The 15,255-nt window shown below is 64.4% G+C and carries 13 protein-coding genes; 8 read left to right on the top strand and 5 right to left on the bottom strand.

The annotated features are described in order from the left end of the window. The first annotated feature begins 49 nt into the window (after positions 1 to 49). A complete protein-coding gene (locus tag LU684_RS26145) occupies positions 50 to 1,156 on the top strand; it encodes an NADH:flavin oxidoreductase/NADH oxidase (protein ID WP_016485156.1) in 1,107 nt (368 codons plus the stop codon). A gap of 116 nt (positions 1,157 to 1,272) precedes the next feature. On the opposite strand, the gene LU684_RS26150 is transcribed toward LU684_RS26145, so the two are convergent. The 5 genes from LU684_RS26150 to ydcS all read right to left on the bottom strand — a co-directional run bounded on the left by LU684_RS26150 (position 1,273) and on the right by ydcS (position 6,737). Continuing rightward, complete coding sequence (locus LU684_RS26150; protein WP_232895207.1) at positions 1,273 to 2,697, bottom strand: gamma-aminobutyraldehyde dehydrogenase; 1,425 nt, start codon at positions 2,695 to 2,697, stop codon at positions 1,273 to 1,275. Positions 2,698 to 2,714: 17 nt separating this feature from the next. Continuing rightward, positions 2,715 to 3,521 carry an ABC transporter permease gene (locus LU684_RS26155; protein WP_016485158.1) on the bottom strand — a complete coding sequence of 269 codons (807 nt, stop codon included), beginning with the start codon at positions 3,519 to 3,521 and terminating at the stop codon, positions 2,715 to 2,717. Continuing rightward, positions 3,511 to 4,422: an ABC transporter permease gene (locus tag LU684_RS26160; RefSeq protein WP_232895208.1), complete on the bottom strand. Its 912-nt coding sequence runs from the start codon at positions 4,420 to 4,422 to the stop codon at positions 3,511 to 3,513. Before LU684_RS26160 ends, LU684_RS26155 begins: the two co-directional genes overlap by 11 nt. A 1-nt stretch (position 4,423) precedes the next feature. Continuing rightward, positions 4,424 to 5,455 (bottom strand): ABC transporter ATP-binding protein, encoded by a 1,032-nt coding sequence (locus LU684_RS26165; RefSeq protein WP_016485160.1) that lies wholly within the window; start codon positions 5,453 to 5,455, stop codon positions 4,424 to 4,426. A gap of 130 nt (positions 5,456 to 5,585) precedes the next feature. Continuing rightward, positions 5,586 to 6,737 (bottom strand): putative ABC transporter substrate-binding protein YdcS, encoded by a 1,152-nt coding sequence (ydcS, locus tag LU684_RS26170; protein ID WP_095115737.1) that lies wholly within the window; start codon positions 6,735 to 6,737, stop codon positions 5,586 to 5,588. Between the two features lie 216 nt (positions 6,738 to 6,953). Between ydcS and LU684_RS26175 the strand changes: the two genes are divergently transcribed. From LU684_RS26175 to wspF, 7 genes are all read left to right on the top strand, one after another. Further along, positions 6,954 to 7,637 carry a tellurite resistance TerB family protein gene (locus tag LU684_RS26175; RefSeq protein WP_096425661.1) on the top strand — a complete coding sequence of 228 codons (684 nt, stop codon included), beginning with the start codon at positions 6,954 to 6,956 and terminating at the stop codon, positions 7,635 to 7,637. Positions 7,638 to 7,878: 241 nt separating this feature from the next. Beyond that, positions 7,879 to 9,501 carry a methyl-accepting chemotaxis protein gene (locus LU684_RS26180; protein WP_016485163.1) on the top strand — a complete coding sequence of 541 codons (1,623 nt, stop codon included), beginning with the start codon at positions 7,879 to 7,881 and terminating at the stop codon, positions 9,499 to 9,501. A 5-nt stretch (positions 9,502 to 9,506) separates the two neighbouring features. Continuing rightward, positions 9,507 to 10,013 (top strand): chemotaxis protein CheW, encoded by a 507-nt coding sequence (locus LU684_RS26185; protein ID WP_232895209.1) that lies wholly within the window; start codon positions 9,507 to 9,509, stop codon positions 10,011 to 10,013. After that, positions 10,010 to 11,284: a CheR family methyltransferase gene (locus LU684_RS26190; protein ID WP_232895210.1), complete on the top strand. Its 1,275-nt coding sequence runs from the start codon at positions 10,010 to 10,012 to the stop codon at positions 11,282 to 11,284. Before LU684_RS26185 ends, LU684_RS26190 begins: the two co-directional genes overlap by 4 nt. Continuing rightward, entirely contained in the window at positions 11,281 to 11,946 is a 666-nt protein-coding gene (locus LU684_RS26195) for a chemotaxis protein CheW (protein WP_145913292.1), read from the top strand. Before LU684_RS26190 ends, LU684_RS26195 begins: the two co-directional genes overlap by 4 nt. Further along, positions 11,943 to 14,243, top strand: a complete 2,301-nt coding sequence (locus LU684_RS26200) for a hybrid sensor histidine kinase/response regulator (RefSeq protein WP_070086570.1) — start codon at positions 11,943 to 11,945, stop codon at positions 14,241 to 14,243. The genes LU684_RS26195 and LU684_RS26200 overlap by 4 nt, the downstream gene beginning before the upstream one ends. Next, a complete protein-coding gene (wspF, locus tag LU684_RS26205) occupies positions 14,240 to 15,253 on the top strand; it encodes a Wsp signal transduction system protein-glutamate methylesterase WspF (RefSeq protein WP_016485168.1) in 1,014 nt (337 codons plus the stop codon). Before LU684_RS26200 ends, wspF begins: the two co-directional genes overlap by 4 nt. Positions 15,254 to 15,255 lie beyond the last annotated feature (2 nt).

A 15,255-nucleotide genomic window follows, 5' to 3' on the forward strand; every position in this document is an offset into this window, starting at 1 on the left:
ATTGAGTGCCCGGGCCGGATCACCATTGGAGTTCTTGGGAGGTGCCCTCATGAGCCTGCTGCTCGAGCCTTACACCCTGCGTCAGCTGACCCTGCCCAACCGCATCGCCGTATCGCCGATGTGCCAGTATTCCGCCATCGATGGCCTGGCCAACGACTGGCACCTTGTCCATTTAGGCAGCCGTGCGGTGGGTGGCGCGGGTTTGGTGATCACGGAAGCCGTGGCGGTTACTGCCGATGGCCGCATCACCGCCGAAGACCTCGGCCTGTGGGACGATGCCCAGATTGCACCGCTGCAACGCATCACCCGTTTCATTACCGCCCAGGGGGCCGTGCCGGGCATACAATTGGCGCACGCCGGGCGCAAGGCCAGTACCTACCGCCCATGGCTGGGCAAACAGGGCAGTGTGAAAGTCGAAGAGGGAGGCTGGCAGCCAGTAGGCCCATCGAAGATCGCCTTCGACCCGCAACACACAGCGCCACACGAGCTGACCCAGGACGAGATCCAGGGCGTAATCGCGGCCTTTGTCGCCTCGACTGAGCGCGCCTTGAAGGCCGGTTTCAAGGTGGTCGAAATACACGCCGCCCATGGTTACCTGCTGCATCAGTTCCTGTCACCGTTGAGCAACCAGCGCCGCGACGAGTACGGCAGTTGCTTTGAAAACCGTATCCGCCTGACCCTGCAGGTGGTCGAGGCCGTGCGCACGGTGTGGCCTGCCGAATTGCCGCTATTGGTGCGGGTTTCGGCAACCGATTGGGTCGAGGATGGCTGGAACCCGGATGAAACCGTCGAACTGGCTCGTCGCCTGCGAGGGTTGGGTGTGGACCTGATCGATGTGTCCTCTGGCGGTACCTCGGTAAACGCCGAGATCCCCACCGGCCCCGGCTACCAGACCCGCTTCGCCGAACGTGTGCGCAAGGAATCGGAAATTGCCACCGGCACCGTGGGCATGATCACCGAACCGGCCCAGGCCGAACACATTCTGCGCACTGGCCAGGCCGACCTCATCTTCCTCGCCCGCGAACTGCTGCGCGACCCGTACTGGCCACTGCACGCCGACGACGACCTGGGCGGCAACAAGGCCACCTGGCCTGCGCAGTACCAGCGCGCGACCAGCCGCGCCAACCCGATTCACGAGTCCGATTTGCGCGACTAGCGTACCGGCCTGCGGGTGATTTGCGAAATTTTGTGCAGGGCAGAAATCGAGCGCCGCCCGCGCGGCGCTCGATCTCGTACGCGCCACAACTCTAACGACAGACTCCAACGCTTTCCTCAATGCTTGATCATCACATGCCGCACGCAGGTGTAGTCCTCCAGCCCATACATCGACATATCCTTCCCATACCCTGAATGCTTCTGCCCGCCATGGGGCATTTCGCTGACCAGCATGAAGTGGGTATTCACCCAGGTGCAGCCGTACTGCAAGCGCGCCGCCAGGCGGTGGGCGCGGCCGGTGTCGCGGGTCCACACCGATGAGGCAAGGCCGTAGTTGGAGTCGTTGGCCCATTCCAGCGCCTGCGCTTCGTCTTTAAAGCGCGTGACCGAGACCACTGGGCCGAATACTTCGTTGCGCACGATCTCGTCGTCCTGCAGGGCGTCGGCCAGCACGGTCGGCTCGAAGTAGAAACCATTGCCCTCAATCGCCTTGCCACCCGTCACCAGGCGAATGTGCGGTTGGGCGATGGCCCGCTGCACCAGCCCGGCGACCTTGTCGCGGTGCTGGGCACTGATCAGCGGCCCCAGTTCGGTGTCCTCGGCCTCCTGCAGGCCAGGTTTCAGGCTCGCTACTGCTGCACCCAGGCCCTCGACGAAGCGGTCGTAGATACCGTCCTGCACATAAAGGCGACAGGCTGCGGTGCAGTCCTGGCCGGCGTTGTAGAAGCCGAACGTGCGGATGCCGTCGATGGCGGCGTCGATGTCAGCATCATCAAACACCAGCACAGGCGCCTTGCCACCCAGCTCCATGTGCATGCGTTTCACGCTGTCGGCGGTGGCGCTGATGATGTGCGCGCCCGTGGGGATGGAGCCTGTCAGCGACACCATGCGCACCTTGGGATGGCTGACCAGCGGGTTGCCGACGGTCTGGCCGCGGCCAAAGAGAATGTTCAGCACGCCCGGCGGCAGCAGGTCCTGGGCCAGTTCACCCAGTCGCAAGGCGGTCAGCGGGGTCAGTTCGGAGGGTTTGATCACCACCGTGTTGCCGGCTGCCAAGGCCGGCGCGATCTTCCAGGCCAGCATCATCAACGGGTAGTTCCAGGGTGCGATGGAGGCCACCACACCCAACGGGTCGCGACGGATCATCGAGGTGTGGCCCGGCAGATATTCGCCGGCCGCCGAGCCGCCCAGGCAGCGCGCCGCACCGGCAAAGTAGCGGAACACATCGGCAATCGCCGGGATTTCGTCGTTCAGCGCCGCGCTGAGGGGCTTGCCGCAGTTCTGCGATTCCAGCCGGGCCAGTTCATCGCCATGGGCTTCGATGGCGTCCGCCAGCGCCAGCAAGGTTCGCGAGCGGTCCTTGGGGCTGGTTTGCGACCAGCTGTCGAAGGCTTGGTCGGCGGCGCGCACGGCGCTGTCCACCTGGGCCTCGGTGGCTTCGTTGATTTGCGCCAGGGCCGTACCCAGCGCCGGGTTGAGCACGGTCCAGGCCGGGCCTTGACCTGCGACCAGCTGGCCATTGATCAGCATCTGCGTTTGCATCGGGGGCTCCTCCAGTGTCATTTGCCACTGCCCGCGACGCTTTCGCCGCCGCGGGTCAGGTAATAGGCGCCAAGGATTGGCAGCATGGTCACCAGCATCACCAGCATGGCGACCACGTTGGTCACCGGCACGTCGCGCGGTCGGCTCAGCTGGTTGAGCAGCCAGATCGGCAGGGTGCGTTCGTGGCCGGCGGTGAAGGTGGTGACGATGATTTCATCGAACGACAGGGCAAAAGCCAGCATGCCGCCGGCCAGCAGCGCCGAGCCGAGGTTGGGCAGGATGATGTAGCGGAAGGTCTGCCAGCCATCGGCGCCCAGGTCCATCGACGCTTCGATCAGGTTTTGCGAGGTGCGCCGCAGGCGGGCGATCACGTTGTTGTAGACAATCACCACGCAGAACGTGGCGTGGCCGACCACGATGGTGAACACCCCGGGCTCTATCCCCAAGGTCTTGAACGCCGAGAGCAGGGCGATGCCGGTGATGATGCCGGGCAAGGCAATGGGCAGGATCAGCATCAGCGAAATGCTCTCTTTGCCGAAGAAGTTGCGCCGATACAGTGCGACTGACGCCAGTGTGCCGAGCACCAGGGCAATCAGCGTGGCCAGGCAGGCCACCTGCAGCGACAGCTTGATCGCCTCCAGCACATCGGGTCGGGCGAAGGCCACACCAATCCATTTCAGGGTGAAGCCCTTGGGCGGGAAGCTGAATGCCGCGTCTTCGGTGTTGAAGGCGTACAGGAAGATGATCAGGATCGGGAAATGCAGGAACAGCAGCCCGCCCCAAGCCGCCAGGCGCAGCCCTGTAGACGCTTTTTCAGAGTGCATCGAAGGCCCCCAGGCGCTTGACGATGGACAGGTACACCGCAATCAGCACGATGGGCACCAAGGTGAACGCGGCGGCCATCGGCATGTTGCCGATCGCCCCTTGCTGGGCATAGACCATGCTGCCGATGAAGTAGCCGGGCGGGCCGACCAGCTGCGGCACGATGAAGTCACCCAGGGTTAGCGAGAAGGTGAAGATCGAGCCGGCGGCGACGCCCGGGATCGACAGCGGCAGGATCACTTGCAAAAAGGTTTGCCCAGGCCGTGCGCCAAGGTCTGCCGAGGCTTGCAGCAGCGAAGGCGGCAGGCGCTCCAGCGCGGCCTGGATCGGCAGGATCATGAACGGCAGCCAGATGTACACGAATACCATGAAGCGCCCCAGGTGGGAGGTCGACAGCGTGCTGCCGCCCACACCGGGCACGGCCAGCAGCGCTTGCAGCAGGCCATCCAGGTGCAACTGCTGGACAAACCACTGGGCCACGCCGCCCTTGGCCAGCAGCAGGGTCCAGGCGTAGGTCTTGACGATGTAGCTGGCCCACATCGGCATCATCACCGCGATGTAGAAAAATGCCTTGGTCTTGCCGCTGGTATAGCGCGCCATGTAATAGGCGATGGGGAAGGCCAGTACCGCGCTGGCCAGCGACACTGCCACCGCCATGCCCAGGGTGCGCAGAATGATGTCGAAGTTCGACGGGTTGAACAGCGCGGCGAAGTTGCCCAGGGTCAGGTCCGGGGTCACCGCCATGGTGAAGTCGTCGAAGGTATAGAAGCCTTGCCACAGCAAGTTCAGCAACGAGCCCAGGTAGATTGCGCCGAACCAGGTCAGCGGGGGTATGAGCAGCAGTGCCAGGTAAAGGTTTGGGCGCCGGTACAGCAGGTTGGCCAGGCTGCGCAGTGTGCTCATTTCAGTGGGCCTCGGTTTCCTGCAGCACTGTCATGGCATCGCGTGGCCAGTGTGCCCGCACCCGTTGCCCGGGCTGCCAGGGGTGGGCTTGTGCTTGCCAGCGGTCGTTGGCCTGGCTTACCGCCAACAGCTGGCCACTGTCCAGTTGCAGCTCGTAGCGGGTGGCGCTGCCCTGGTACTGGATATCGCGCAACAGGCCGCTTACCTGCACTTCGTGGCTGGTCACCACAAGGTCGCCCAGGCGGATGTGCTCGGGGCGGATGGAGAAGGGCGCCGGGCTGCCGTTGAGCTGCATGGCCAGCTCGCCACGCACTACGTTGGACGTGCCGACGAATTCTGCGACGAAGGGGGTGGCGGGCTTCATGTACAGATTGCGCGGTGTGTCGACCTGTTCGATACGGCCGCGGTTGAACACCGCGACCCGGTCGGACATCGACAGGGCCTCGGTCTGGTCGTGGGTGACGAAGATGAAGGTGATGCCCAGCTGGCGTTGCAGCTTTTTCAGCTCGCCCTGCATCTGTTCGCGCAACTTAAGGTCCAGTGCGCCCAGCGGCTCATCCAGCAGCAATACCCGTGGGCGGTTGACCAGGGCGCGGGCCAGGGCCACGCGCTGGCGCTGGCCGCCAGACAGCTGCGCTGGCTTGCGCGCGCCATAGCCGGCCAGGGCCACCATGGCCAATGCTTCTTCGGCGCGGTTGTGGCGTTCGGCCTTGGCCACGCCTTTTACCTTCAGGCCGTAGGCGATGTTGTCCAGGACATTCATGTGCGGGAACAGGGCGTAGTCCTGGAACACAGTGTTGACGTCGCGCAGGTAGGGCGGCACCCCAGCGGCCTCGACACCGTGGATGCGGATCGAGCCGCTGGTGGGTTGCTCGAAGCCGGCGATCAGGCGCAGGCAGGTGGTCTTGCCCGAACCTGAAGGGCCGAGCATGGAGAAGAACTCGCCATCGATGATGTCGATGCTGACCTGGTCGACGGCCTTGACCTCGCCGAAGGTGCGGCAAACCTGGGTGAACTGGACGGCTAGGGGCATGCGTGGGCTCCGGACATCGATGTTTCTCCTGTTCCGGCCCCTTCGCGGGCAAGCCCGCTCCTACAGGCGGTGATCAGCCTGTGGGAGCGGGCTTGCCCGCGAAGGGGCCAGTACAGGCATTCAGGCAACCTCAGCGCCCACCCATGATCGCAATGTAATCCTGGGTCCAGCGGCTATACGGCACGAACTTGCCCCCCTGGGCCTGCGGGGTCTTCCAGAAGGCAATCTTGTCGAAATTGTCGAAACCGTTGGTCTTGCAACCTTCGGCCCCCAACAGTTCGCTGCCGGTGCATGCCGCCGGCACCGCCGGCAACGAGCCGAACCAGGCCGCCACATCACCTTGCACCTTCGGCTGCAATGACCAATCCATCCACTTGTAGGCGCAGTTGGGGTGCTTGGCTTCGCTGTGCAGCATGGTGGTGTCGGCCCAGCCGGTCGCGCCTTCCTTGGGAATGGTCGAGGCCACCGGCTGGTTTTCGCCCTTCAGGCCATTGACCATGTAACCCCAGGAGCTGGAGGCGACAACGCCTTCGTTCTTCACATCACTCATCTGCACCGTGGCGTCATGCCAGTAACGATGGATCAGCGGTTGCTGCTGGCGCAGCAGTTCCAGCACGGCCTTGTATTGCTCCTCGTTCAGCTCGTAGGGGTCCTTGATGCCCAGTTCGGGCTTGGTGGACTTCAGGTACAGCGCCGCGTCGGCGATATAGATCGGCCCGTCGTAGGCCTGCACGCGGCCCTTGTTGGGCTTGCCGTCGGGCAGGTTCTGCGGCTCGAACACCACACCCCAGCTGGTGGGGGCCTGCTTGAAGGTATTGGTGTTGTAAAGCAGCACGTTCGGCCCCCACTGATACGGGGTGCCGTACACCTGCTTGTCGACCACGTACCAGCCACCGTTCTGCAGGCGCGGGTCGATGTTCTTCCAGTTGGGGATCAGGGCGGTGTTGATCGGCTGCACGCGCTTGCCCACGATCAGCCGCAGCGAGGCATCGCCCGAGGCGGTGACCAGGTCATAACCGCCCTTGGTCATCAGGCTGACCATCTCGTCCGAGGTGGCGGCGGTCTTCACACTGACCTTGCAGCCGGTTTCCTTCTCGAAGCCGGTCACCCAGTCATAGGCCTTGTCGCTTTCACCGCGCTCGATATAGCCGGGCCAGGCGACGATATCCAGGCGCCCCTCGCCAGGCCCCAGGGCCTTGGGCGGTTCGGCAGCCTGCAGGCTGGCGCTGGCCAGCACGGCACCGGTCATGGCGCCGAGCAATGCGGTCTTGTGCACTGACATGGTGTTCCCTCTTTTTGGAGATCTTGTTCGGGGCAGTCATCAAGCAAGCCGTGAAGCAATTGTTATAAGCGTAGTGCGATCGCGCGAGGTATTGGCGATATCGAGTCTAGTTGGCTTTTTGCCAGCCAATGCAACATCCGGAAGCAAATCCGCGATGGCGTGCGTTCTGCCAAGCCTTACTCTGGCGGTTGAATCTTCTTGCGTGGAGACACATGAATGAACACTCGGGGCTTGCTTGATCAACTCCTCAAATCCGGCCAGCAGATGCTCGAAAAACAGGGGGGCGCCAACACGTCCGGCAGCGCTGGCGGTGGGCTTGGCGGGCTGTTGTCCGGTGCCGGTGGCGGCCTGTTGGGTGGCGGCGCTCTGGGCTTGTTGCTGGGCAGCAAGAAAGCCCGAAAATACGGCGGCAAAGCCCTGACCTATGGTGGCCTGGCCGCGCTGGGAGTGCTCGCCTACAAAGCCTACGGCAACTGGCAGGCCAATCAGCGCGGGGCCGCAGCCGAACCGCAAACCGTCGACCGCCTGCCGCCTGCACAGGTCGAGCAGCACAGCCAGGCGGTGCTGCGGGCGCTGGTGGCGGCGGCCAAGTCCGATGGCCATATCGACGAGCGCGAACGGGCGCTGATCGAGGGCGAGTTCACCCGCCTGGACAGCGACCGCGAGCTGCAGCACTGGCTGCACGCCGAGCTGAACAAGCCGCTGGACCCGGCCGAAGTGGCCCGCGCCGCGCAAACGCCGGAAATGGCCGCCGAGATGTACCTGGCCAGCGTGATGATGGTCGACCAGGAAAACTACATGGAACGTGCCTACCTCGACGAACTGGCCCGCCAACTGCGCCTGGACCCAGGCTTGCGTCAGGAGCTGGAAAGCCAGGTACGGCTTGCTGCGGGCCAATAACTGGGGGCTGCGTTGCAGCCCATCGCCGGCAAGCCAGCTCCCACAGGGTTATCACAACCTTCGACATTTCGCTGATACCTGTGGGAGCGGGCGTGCCCGCGAAGGGCTGCACAGCAGCCCCAGTGACATGTCCATCAGCAGGTATGCCTGTTTAGCCCTCACTTCACCCGCAAATCTGTAAGGCCTCTGGGCTATACTTCGGCGATTTTTCCCGCTCGTTGTGAATTCCTGAGGGCTGAATGTGAAAAACTGGACCTTGCGCCAACGGATCCTGGCAAGTTTCGCCGTGATCATCGCCATCATGCTGCTGATGATCGTGGCCGCCTACTCGCGGTTGGTGGCCATCGAAACTGCCGAACAGGCGGTGGGGACCGACAGCATTCCCGGGGTCTATTACAGCTCGATGATCCGCAGCGCCTGGGTCGACAGCTACGTCACCAGCCAGCAACTGGTGGGGCTGTCCAACCACCGTGAGATCACTTCAGCCGACATGGAGCTGTTCAAAAGCTTCGAAGACCGGCTCAAGCAGCACATGGCCAGCTACCAGGCTACCATCCAGGACAAGGACGACCAGACCCGCTTCGAGAGCTTCGTGCAACTGGAAGAGAACTACCTCAGGATCGTCAATCAGGTGCTGGATGCATATCGCCAGCACAACTACGCCGAAGCTGAACGGCTGATCATGGAGGTGCTGACGCCGGCCTGGGTGGAAGGGCGCAAGCACCTTAATGAAGTGATCGAATTCAATCGGGCGTCTGCCGCCTCCGCCACCAGCGAGATTGTCAGCGCCGTGAGCACGGCCAAAGGCAGCATGGTGGTTTCGCTGCTGCTGGCCATCGTCGCGGCCGCCATTTGTGGCCTGTTGCTGATGCGTGCCATCACCGCTCCCATGCAGCGCATTGTCCATGCGCTCGACAGGTTGCGCTCGGGTGACCTGAGCATGCGCCTGAGCCTGGACCGCAAGGACGAGTTCGGCGCCATCGAAAGCGGGTTCAACGAAATGGCCGAGGCACTGGCCAACCTGGTGGCACAGGCACAGCGTTCGTCGGTGCAGGTGACCACGTCGGTTACCGAAATTGCCGCCACGTCCAAGCAACAGCAGGCCACTGCCACCGAAACGGCAGCTACTACCACCGAAATCGGCGCCACCTCGCGGGAAATTGCGGCCACTTCACGTGATCTGGTGCGGACCATGACCGAAGTCACCTCCGCCGCTGATCAGGCTTCCAGCCTGGCCGGCTCCGGCCAGCAGGGGCTGGCGCGCATGGAAGAGACCATGCACCAGGTGATGGGCGCCGCCGACCTGGTCAACGCCAAGCTCGGTATCCTCAACGAGAAGGCCAGCAACATCACTCAGATGGTGGTAACCATCGTCAAGGTTGCCGACCAGACCAACCTGCTGTCGCTGAACGCCGCCATCGAAGCGGAAAAGGCCGGCGAGTACGGCCGTGGCTTTGCTGTGGTGGCCACCGAAGTGCGCCGCCTTGCCGACCAGACCGCCGTGGCCACCTACGACATCGAGCAGATGGTGCGTGAAATCCAGTCGGCGGTATCGGCCGGGGTCATGGGCATGGACAAGTTCTCCGAAGAAGTACGCCGTGGCATGTTCGAAGTGCAGCAGGTGGGCGAGCAGCTCAGCCAGATCATTCACCAGGTACAGGCCTTGGCGCCGCGCGTGCTGATGGTCAACGAAGGCATGCAGGCCCAGGCCACCGGTGCCGAGCAGATCAACCAGGCGCTGGCCCAGCTCAGCGATGCCAGTACCCAGACCGTCGAGTCGCTGCGCCAGGCCAGTTTTGCCATCGATGAACTGAGCCAGGTGGCCGCCGGCCTGCGTGGCGGCGTGTCGCGCTTCAAAGTCTGACCGCGATGAACGACTTGCAACCGCGCACCACACCCGTGCACAACGTCAAGGGTGAGTTGTACCTGCAGTTTCGCCTCAGGGAGCAGCGCTTTGCCCTGAGCGTACACGAGGTGATCGAGGTGCTGCCGCGCCAGCCGCTCAAGCCGATTGCCCAGGCACCTGCCTGGGTCGCGGGCATCCTCGCCCATCGCGGCCAACTGGTCCCGGTGATCGACCTTGCCGCGCTGAGTTTTGGCCAACCTGCGGCGCAACGCACCAGTACGCGCCTGGTGCTGGTGCACTACCGTGGCAGCCTGCAGCTTGGCCTGATCCTGGAACAGGCCACTGAAACCCTGCGTTGCCAACCCGACGAGTTCCAGCCCTATGGCGTGGACACGGGCGAAGCGCCATATCTGGGCCCGGTGCGCCAGGATGCTCTGGGCCTGCTGCAGCGCATCGAAGTCAATGACCTGCTGACCGACGCCGTGCACCAATTGCTGTACACGCAAGACCCGACAGGGATGCTTACATGAACGAGCAGCGTTTTTTCCGCTTCCTGCGTGAGCGTATCGGCCTGGACGTGGAGTCGGTGGGCGCGCCCATGGTCGAACGCGCACTGCGCCAGCGTTGCGTTGCCGTGGGCGCGACGGACCTGGAAGATTACTGGCTGCGTCTGCAGCAGTCGACGGATGAGCAACAAGCGCTGATCGAAGCGGTGATCGTCCCGGAAACCTGGTTTTTCCGATATCCCGAATCCTTCACGGCACTGGGCAGCCTGGCCCACAAACGCCAGGCCCAACTGGCGGGCGCGCGGCCACTGCGATTGCTCAGCCTGCCTTGCTCAACCGGCGAGGAACCCTATTCGCTGGCCATGGCCTTGCTCGACGCCGGCATGGCGCCGGGGGCATTCATCATTGATGGCATGGACATCAGCCCCAACTCGGTAGCCAAGGCCGGGCAGGCTGTGTATGGCCGCAATGCTTTCCGTGGCAGCGAACTGGGCTTTCGCGAACGCTATTTCGATGCGCTGGACGAAGGCCACCGCCTGCATGAACGGGTACGTCAGCAGGTCAGCCTGCAGGTGGGCAATGTGCTTGACCCGGCGTTGGCCAGCCGCGATGGGCTGTATGACTTCGTGTTCTGCCGCAATCTGTTGATCTATTTCGACGTGCCTACCCAACAGCGTGTGTTCGAAGTGCTCAAGCGCCTGCTGCATCCACAGGGTGTGCTGTTCATCGGCCCGGCCGAAGGCAGCTTGTTGGCACGCCTGGGCATGCGTCCGCTAGGGATCGCCCAGTCGTTTGCCTATGTGCGCCAGCAAGGTAACAGCACCCCGTTGCCGGCGACACCCGCCCAGCCCGCGAGGCGGACGCTGGCGACTTTACCCGCATCAGGTTATCCGCCGCCCGGCGTGCCGATGCGGCGCCCGCTGCGGGTGCTGCCGGCGGTGACCCGTCCTGCGCCAGCCCATGAACACAAGCCCGAGGCCGCCAGCGAGTTGCTGGCCAGCATTGCCCGGCTGGCCAATGCCGGCGCCAGCGAACAGGCGCGTGAAGAATGCCAGCGCTACCTGAAGCAGTATCCGCCGTCCGCCCAGGTGTACTACTGGCTGGGGCTGCTCAGTGATACCGAGGGCGATGCGCAGCAGGCGCTGACCCACTATCGCAAGGCCCTGTACCTGGAACCACAGCACCCCGAAGCGCTGGTGCACCTGGCCGCCTTGCTGGCGGCCCAGGGCGATCTGGCCGGCGCCCGGCGCCTGCAGGATCGCGCAGTGCGGGCTGGTCGGGAGCCTGAACGATGAACACTGAATCCGCGTTGCAATTGCTCGCCGAGGATGACGCGCACATCGACGACTGCTGGAACCGTATTGGCGTGCACGGCGACAAGCAGTGCCCGCTGCTGGAGCGGCATGTTCATTGCCGCAATTGCGAGGTGTATGCCGCTGCAGCTACGCGTTTGCTCGACCGCTATGCGCTGATGCCGGATCACCAGGCAGCAGCGGTACAACAGGTCGAAGAAAACACCGGCCGCTCCATGCTGCTATTTCGACTGGGCGAAGAATGGCTGGCGCTGGCCACTGCCAGCCTCGCCGAAATCGCCCCGCTGCAGGCTGTGCATTCGCTGCCGCACCAGCGCTCGCGGCTGCTGCGGGGGGTTGCCAATGTGCGCGGTGCGTTGGTCCCATGCCTGTCGCTAGCTGATTTGCTGGGTGTGCAGGCCGGCACCGCCGAGCAACGGAGCGGTCGGGCCATGCCCCGCATGCTGATTCTGGCTGCCGCAGGTGGGCCTGTAGTGATGGCCGTCGAGGAAATCGACGGTATCCACCGGCTCGACCCATTGCTGCTGGGCAGCGGCCAGGACGCCTCACGCTTCACCGCTGCTGTCCTGCAGTGGCGCGGCCGCAGCGTGCGGGTGCTGGACGATCAACACCTACTGTCTGCCGTGCAGCGGAGCCTGTCATGACCCCAGAGCAAATGCGCGACGCATCGTTGCTCGAACTGTTCAGCCTGGAGGCCGAGGCGCAGACCCAGGTGCTGAGTGCTGGCTTGATGGCACTGGAACGCAACCCCACCCAGGCCGACCAGCTTGAGGCGTGCATGCGTGCCGCTCACTCGCTCAAGGGGGCCGCGCGCATCGTCGGGGTGGATGCTGGTGTCAGCGTTGCCCACGTCATGGAAGATTGCCTGGTGGCGGCGCAGGAAGGTCGGCTGCGGCTGACCGCCGAGCACATTGACACACTGTTGCAGGGGACCGACCTGCTGATGCGTATCGCCACGCCAGGCGATGCCGCGGCGCAGGCGACCTTGCCGGTGTTTCTTGCGCAGATGGCCAGCCTGCTCGACCCGGGCGCTGCGATGCCTGCACCGCCGCTGGCTGCACCCGTGGTCCCAGAGCCGCCGTTGGCAAGCTTGCCGTCTGCCCCCCCGGTATTGCCAGCCGAACCGCCGGAGCCAGAGGCAGAGCCCGAGCCGATTCTGCAGCGCAAGGCTGGCAAGCGCGCAGGCGAAGGTGCCGAGCGGGTACTGCGTGTCACCGCCGACCGCCTCAATAGTCTGCTCGACCTGTCCAGCAAGTCGCTGGTGGAAACCCAGCGGCTCAAGCCTTACCTGGCCACCCTGCAACGCCTCAAACGCATGCACGGCCAAGGCATGCAGGCGCTCGACGGCTTGCGCCTGCAACTCGAGGACAGTGGCCAGAGCAGCGAGGTGCTCGAAGCCCTGGCGCAAACCCAGCGTCTGCTGGCGGAAACCCAGCAGATCCTGCAGCAGCAGGCGGCCGACCTGGACGAGTTCGGCTGGCAGGCCAGCCAGCGTGCGCAGTTGCTGTATGACACGGCCCTGGCTTGCCGCATGCGGCCGTTTGCCGACGTGCTGACCGGGCAGAGCCGCATGGTCCGCGACCTGGGCCGTTCGCTGGGCAAGCCGGTGCGGTTGGTGGTGGAAGGGGAGAAAACCCAGGTCGATCGCGATGTGCTGGAAAAGCTCGAAGCACCGCTGACGCACCTGTTGCGCAATGCCGTCGACCACGGCATCGAATTGCCCCAGCGGCGCCTGCTGGCGGGCAAGCCCGACGAAGGCGTGATCCGCCTGCGGGCTTCGCACCAGGCCGGCATGCTCAGCCTGGAGCTGATCGACGATGGCGCCGGTATCGACCTGGAGCGCCTGCGCAGCAGCATCGTCGAGCGTGCCCTGTCGCCCGCCGACACTGTGGCGCGCATGAGCGAGGCGGAACTGCTGACGTTCCTGTTCCTGCCTGGTTTCAGCCTGCGCGACACGGTCACCGAGGTGTCCGGGCGCGGTGTGGGGCTGGATGCGGTGCAGCACATGATCCGCGAGCTGCGCGGCTCGATAGAGCTGACCCAGGTGGCGGGGCAGGGCTGCCGCTTCCACCTGCAGGTACCGCTGACCTTGTCGGTGGTACGTAGCCTGGTTGTCGAGGTGGGCGGTGAAGCCTACGCCTTCCCGCTGGCCCATATCGAACGCACGCTGGAGGTGACCGCCGAGCAGATCGTACAGATCGAAGGGCGCCAGCATTTCTGGCATGAAGGCCGGCATATCGGCCTGGTGGCAGCCAGCCAGTTGCTCAACCGCCCGGCCGGGCAAAGCGACGAAGCCAGCCTGCGCGTGGTGGTGATCCGCGAGCGCGAGCAACTGTATGGCGTGGCCGTGGAGCGGCTGGTGGGCGAGCGGGTGCTGGTGGTGATGCCACTCGACCCACGGCTGGGCAAGGTGCAGGACATTTCCTCTGGCGCTTTGCTCGATGATGGCTCGGTGGTACTGATCGTCGATGTCGAAGACTTGCTGCGCTCGGTGGAAAAACTGCTCAGCACCGGCAGCCTGGAACGCGTCGAGCGCGGCAGCAGCGGTGCCCGCGGCGTGGTCCGTAAACGCATCCTGGTGGTCGACGACTCGCTGACCGTGCGCGAGCTGCAGCGCAAGCTGCTGGGCAACCGCGGCTACGATGTGGCGGTGGCGGTAGATGGCATGGACGGCTGGAACGCCTTGCGCGGCGAGGACTTCGACCTGCTGATCACCGACATCGACATGCCGCGCATGGACGGCATCGAGCTGGTCACCCTGGTTCGCCGCGACCAGCGCCTGCAGTCGCTGCCGGTAATGGTGGTGTCCTATAAAGACCGTGAGGAAGACCGACGGCGTGGCCTGGATGCAGGCGCCGACTACTATTTGGCAAAGGCCAGTTTCCACGACGATGCGTTGCTGGATGCTGTGGTGGAGCTGATCGGAGGTGCTCAGGGATGAAGATCGCCATCGTCAATGACATGCCCATGGCCGTCGAGGCGCTGCGCCGGGCGGTCGCCCTGGAGCCTGCTCACCAGGTGGTGTGGGTGGCCAGCAACGGCGCCGAGGCGGTGCAGCGCTGCGCCGAGCAATTGCCGGACCTGATCCTGATGGACCTGATCATGCCGGTAATGGACGGCGTGGAGGCCACCCGGCGGATCATGGCCGAAACCCCGTGCGCCATCGTCATCGTCACGGTGGACCGCAAACAGAATGTGCACAGGGTGTTCGAGGCCATGGGACATGGTGCCCTCGACGTGGTCGATACCCCGGCGCTGGGCGCTGGCGATGCCCGCGAAGCGGCGGCACCGCTGCTGCGCAAGATCCTCAATATCGGCTGGTTGGTCGGCCAGCAGCGCAGCCCTGCCGCAAAGCCGGTTGCCGCGCCCGTGCGCGAGGCTTCCCAGCGTCGCGGGCTGGTGGCGATCGGCTCGTCTGCGGGTGGCCCGGCGGCCCTCGAAGTGCTGCTCAAGGGTTTGCCGGCAGCGTTTCCGGCGGCCATCGTGCTGGTCCAGCATGTGGACCAGGTGTTTGCCGCAGGGATGGCCGAATGGCTCAGCAGCGCAGCAGGCCTGCCGGTGCGCCTGGCCCGCGAAGGCGAGCCGCCGCAGCCGGGCCAGGTGTTGCTGGCAGGCACAAACCACCACATTCGCCTGCTACAGAATGGCCAACTGGCCTACACTGCCGAGCCTGTCAATGAAATCTATCGGCCATCGATCGATGTGTTCTTCGAAAGCGTGGCACGTTACTGGAATGGCGATGCGGTCGGCGTGCTGCTCACCGGTATGGGCCGCGACGGCGCCCAGGGCCTGAAGCTGATGCGTCAGCAGGGCTTTCTGACCATTGCCCAGGACCAGGCCAGCAGCGCAGTGTACGGCATGCCCAAGGCTGCTGCGGCCATTGATGCCGCGGTGGAAATTCGCCCGCTTGAACGCATCGCCGGGCGCTTGATGGACTTTTTCGCAAAATGACG

The organism is Pseudomonas sp. NMI542_15 (assembly GCF_021283425.1).
Lineage (GTDB): Bacteria > Pseudomonadota > Gammaproteobacteria > Pseudomonadales > Pseudomonadaceae > Aquipseudomonas > Aquipseudomonas fortuita.

Coding starts and splice junctions, on each gene's coding strand:
- ydcS (WP_095115737.1), bottom strand. CDS start 6,737: ATGTCAGTGCACAAGACCGCATTGCTCGGCGCCATGACCGGTGCCGTG.
- LU684_RS26160 (WP_232895208.1), bottom strand. CDS start 4,422: ATGAGCACACTGCGCAGCCTGGCCAACCTGCTGTACCGGCGCCCAAAC.
- LU684_RS26150 (WP_232895207.1), bottom strand. CDS start 2,697: ATGCAAACGCAGATGCTGATCAATGGCCAGCTGGTCGCAGGTCAAGGC.
- LU684_RS26185 (WP_232895209.1), top strand. CDS start 9,507: ATGAACGACTTGCAACCGCGCACCACACCCGTGCACAACGTCAAGGGT.
- LU684_RS26195 (WP_145913292.1), top strand. CDS start 11,281: ATGAACACTGAATCCGCGTTGCAATTGCTCGCCGAGGATGACGCGCAC.
- LU684_RS26165 (WP_016485160.1), bottom strand. CDS start 5,455: ATGCCCCTAGCCGTCCAGTTCACCCAGGTTTGCCGCACCTTCGGCGAG.
- wspF (WP_016485168.1), top strand. CDS start 14,240: ATGAAGATCGCCATCGTCAATGACATGCCCATGGCCGTCGAGGCGCTG.
- LU684_RS26155 (WP_016485158.1), bottom strand. CDS start 3,521: ATGCACTCTGAAAAAGCGTCTACAGGGCTGCGCCTGGCGGCTTGGGGC.
- LU684_RS26175 (WP_096425661.1), top strand. CDS start 6,954: ATGAACACTCGGGGCTTGCTTGATCAACTCCTCAAATCCGGCCAGCAG.
- LU684_RS26145 (WP_016485156.1), top strand. CDS start 50: ATGAGCCTGCTGCTCGAGCCTTACACCCTGCGTCAGCTGACCCTGCCC.
- LU684_RS26200 (WP_070086570.1), top strand. CDS start 11,943: ATGACCCCAGAGCAAATGCGCGACGCATCGTTGCTCGAACTGTTCAGC.
- LU684_RS26190 (WP_232895210.1), top strand. CDS start 10,010: ATGAACGAGCAGCGTTTTTTCCGCTTCCTGCGTGAGCGTATCGGCCTG.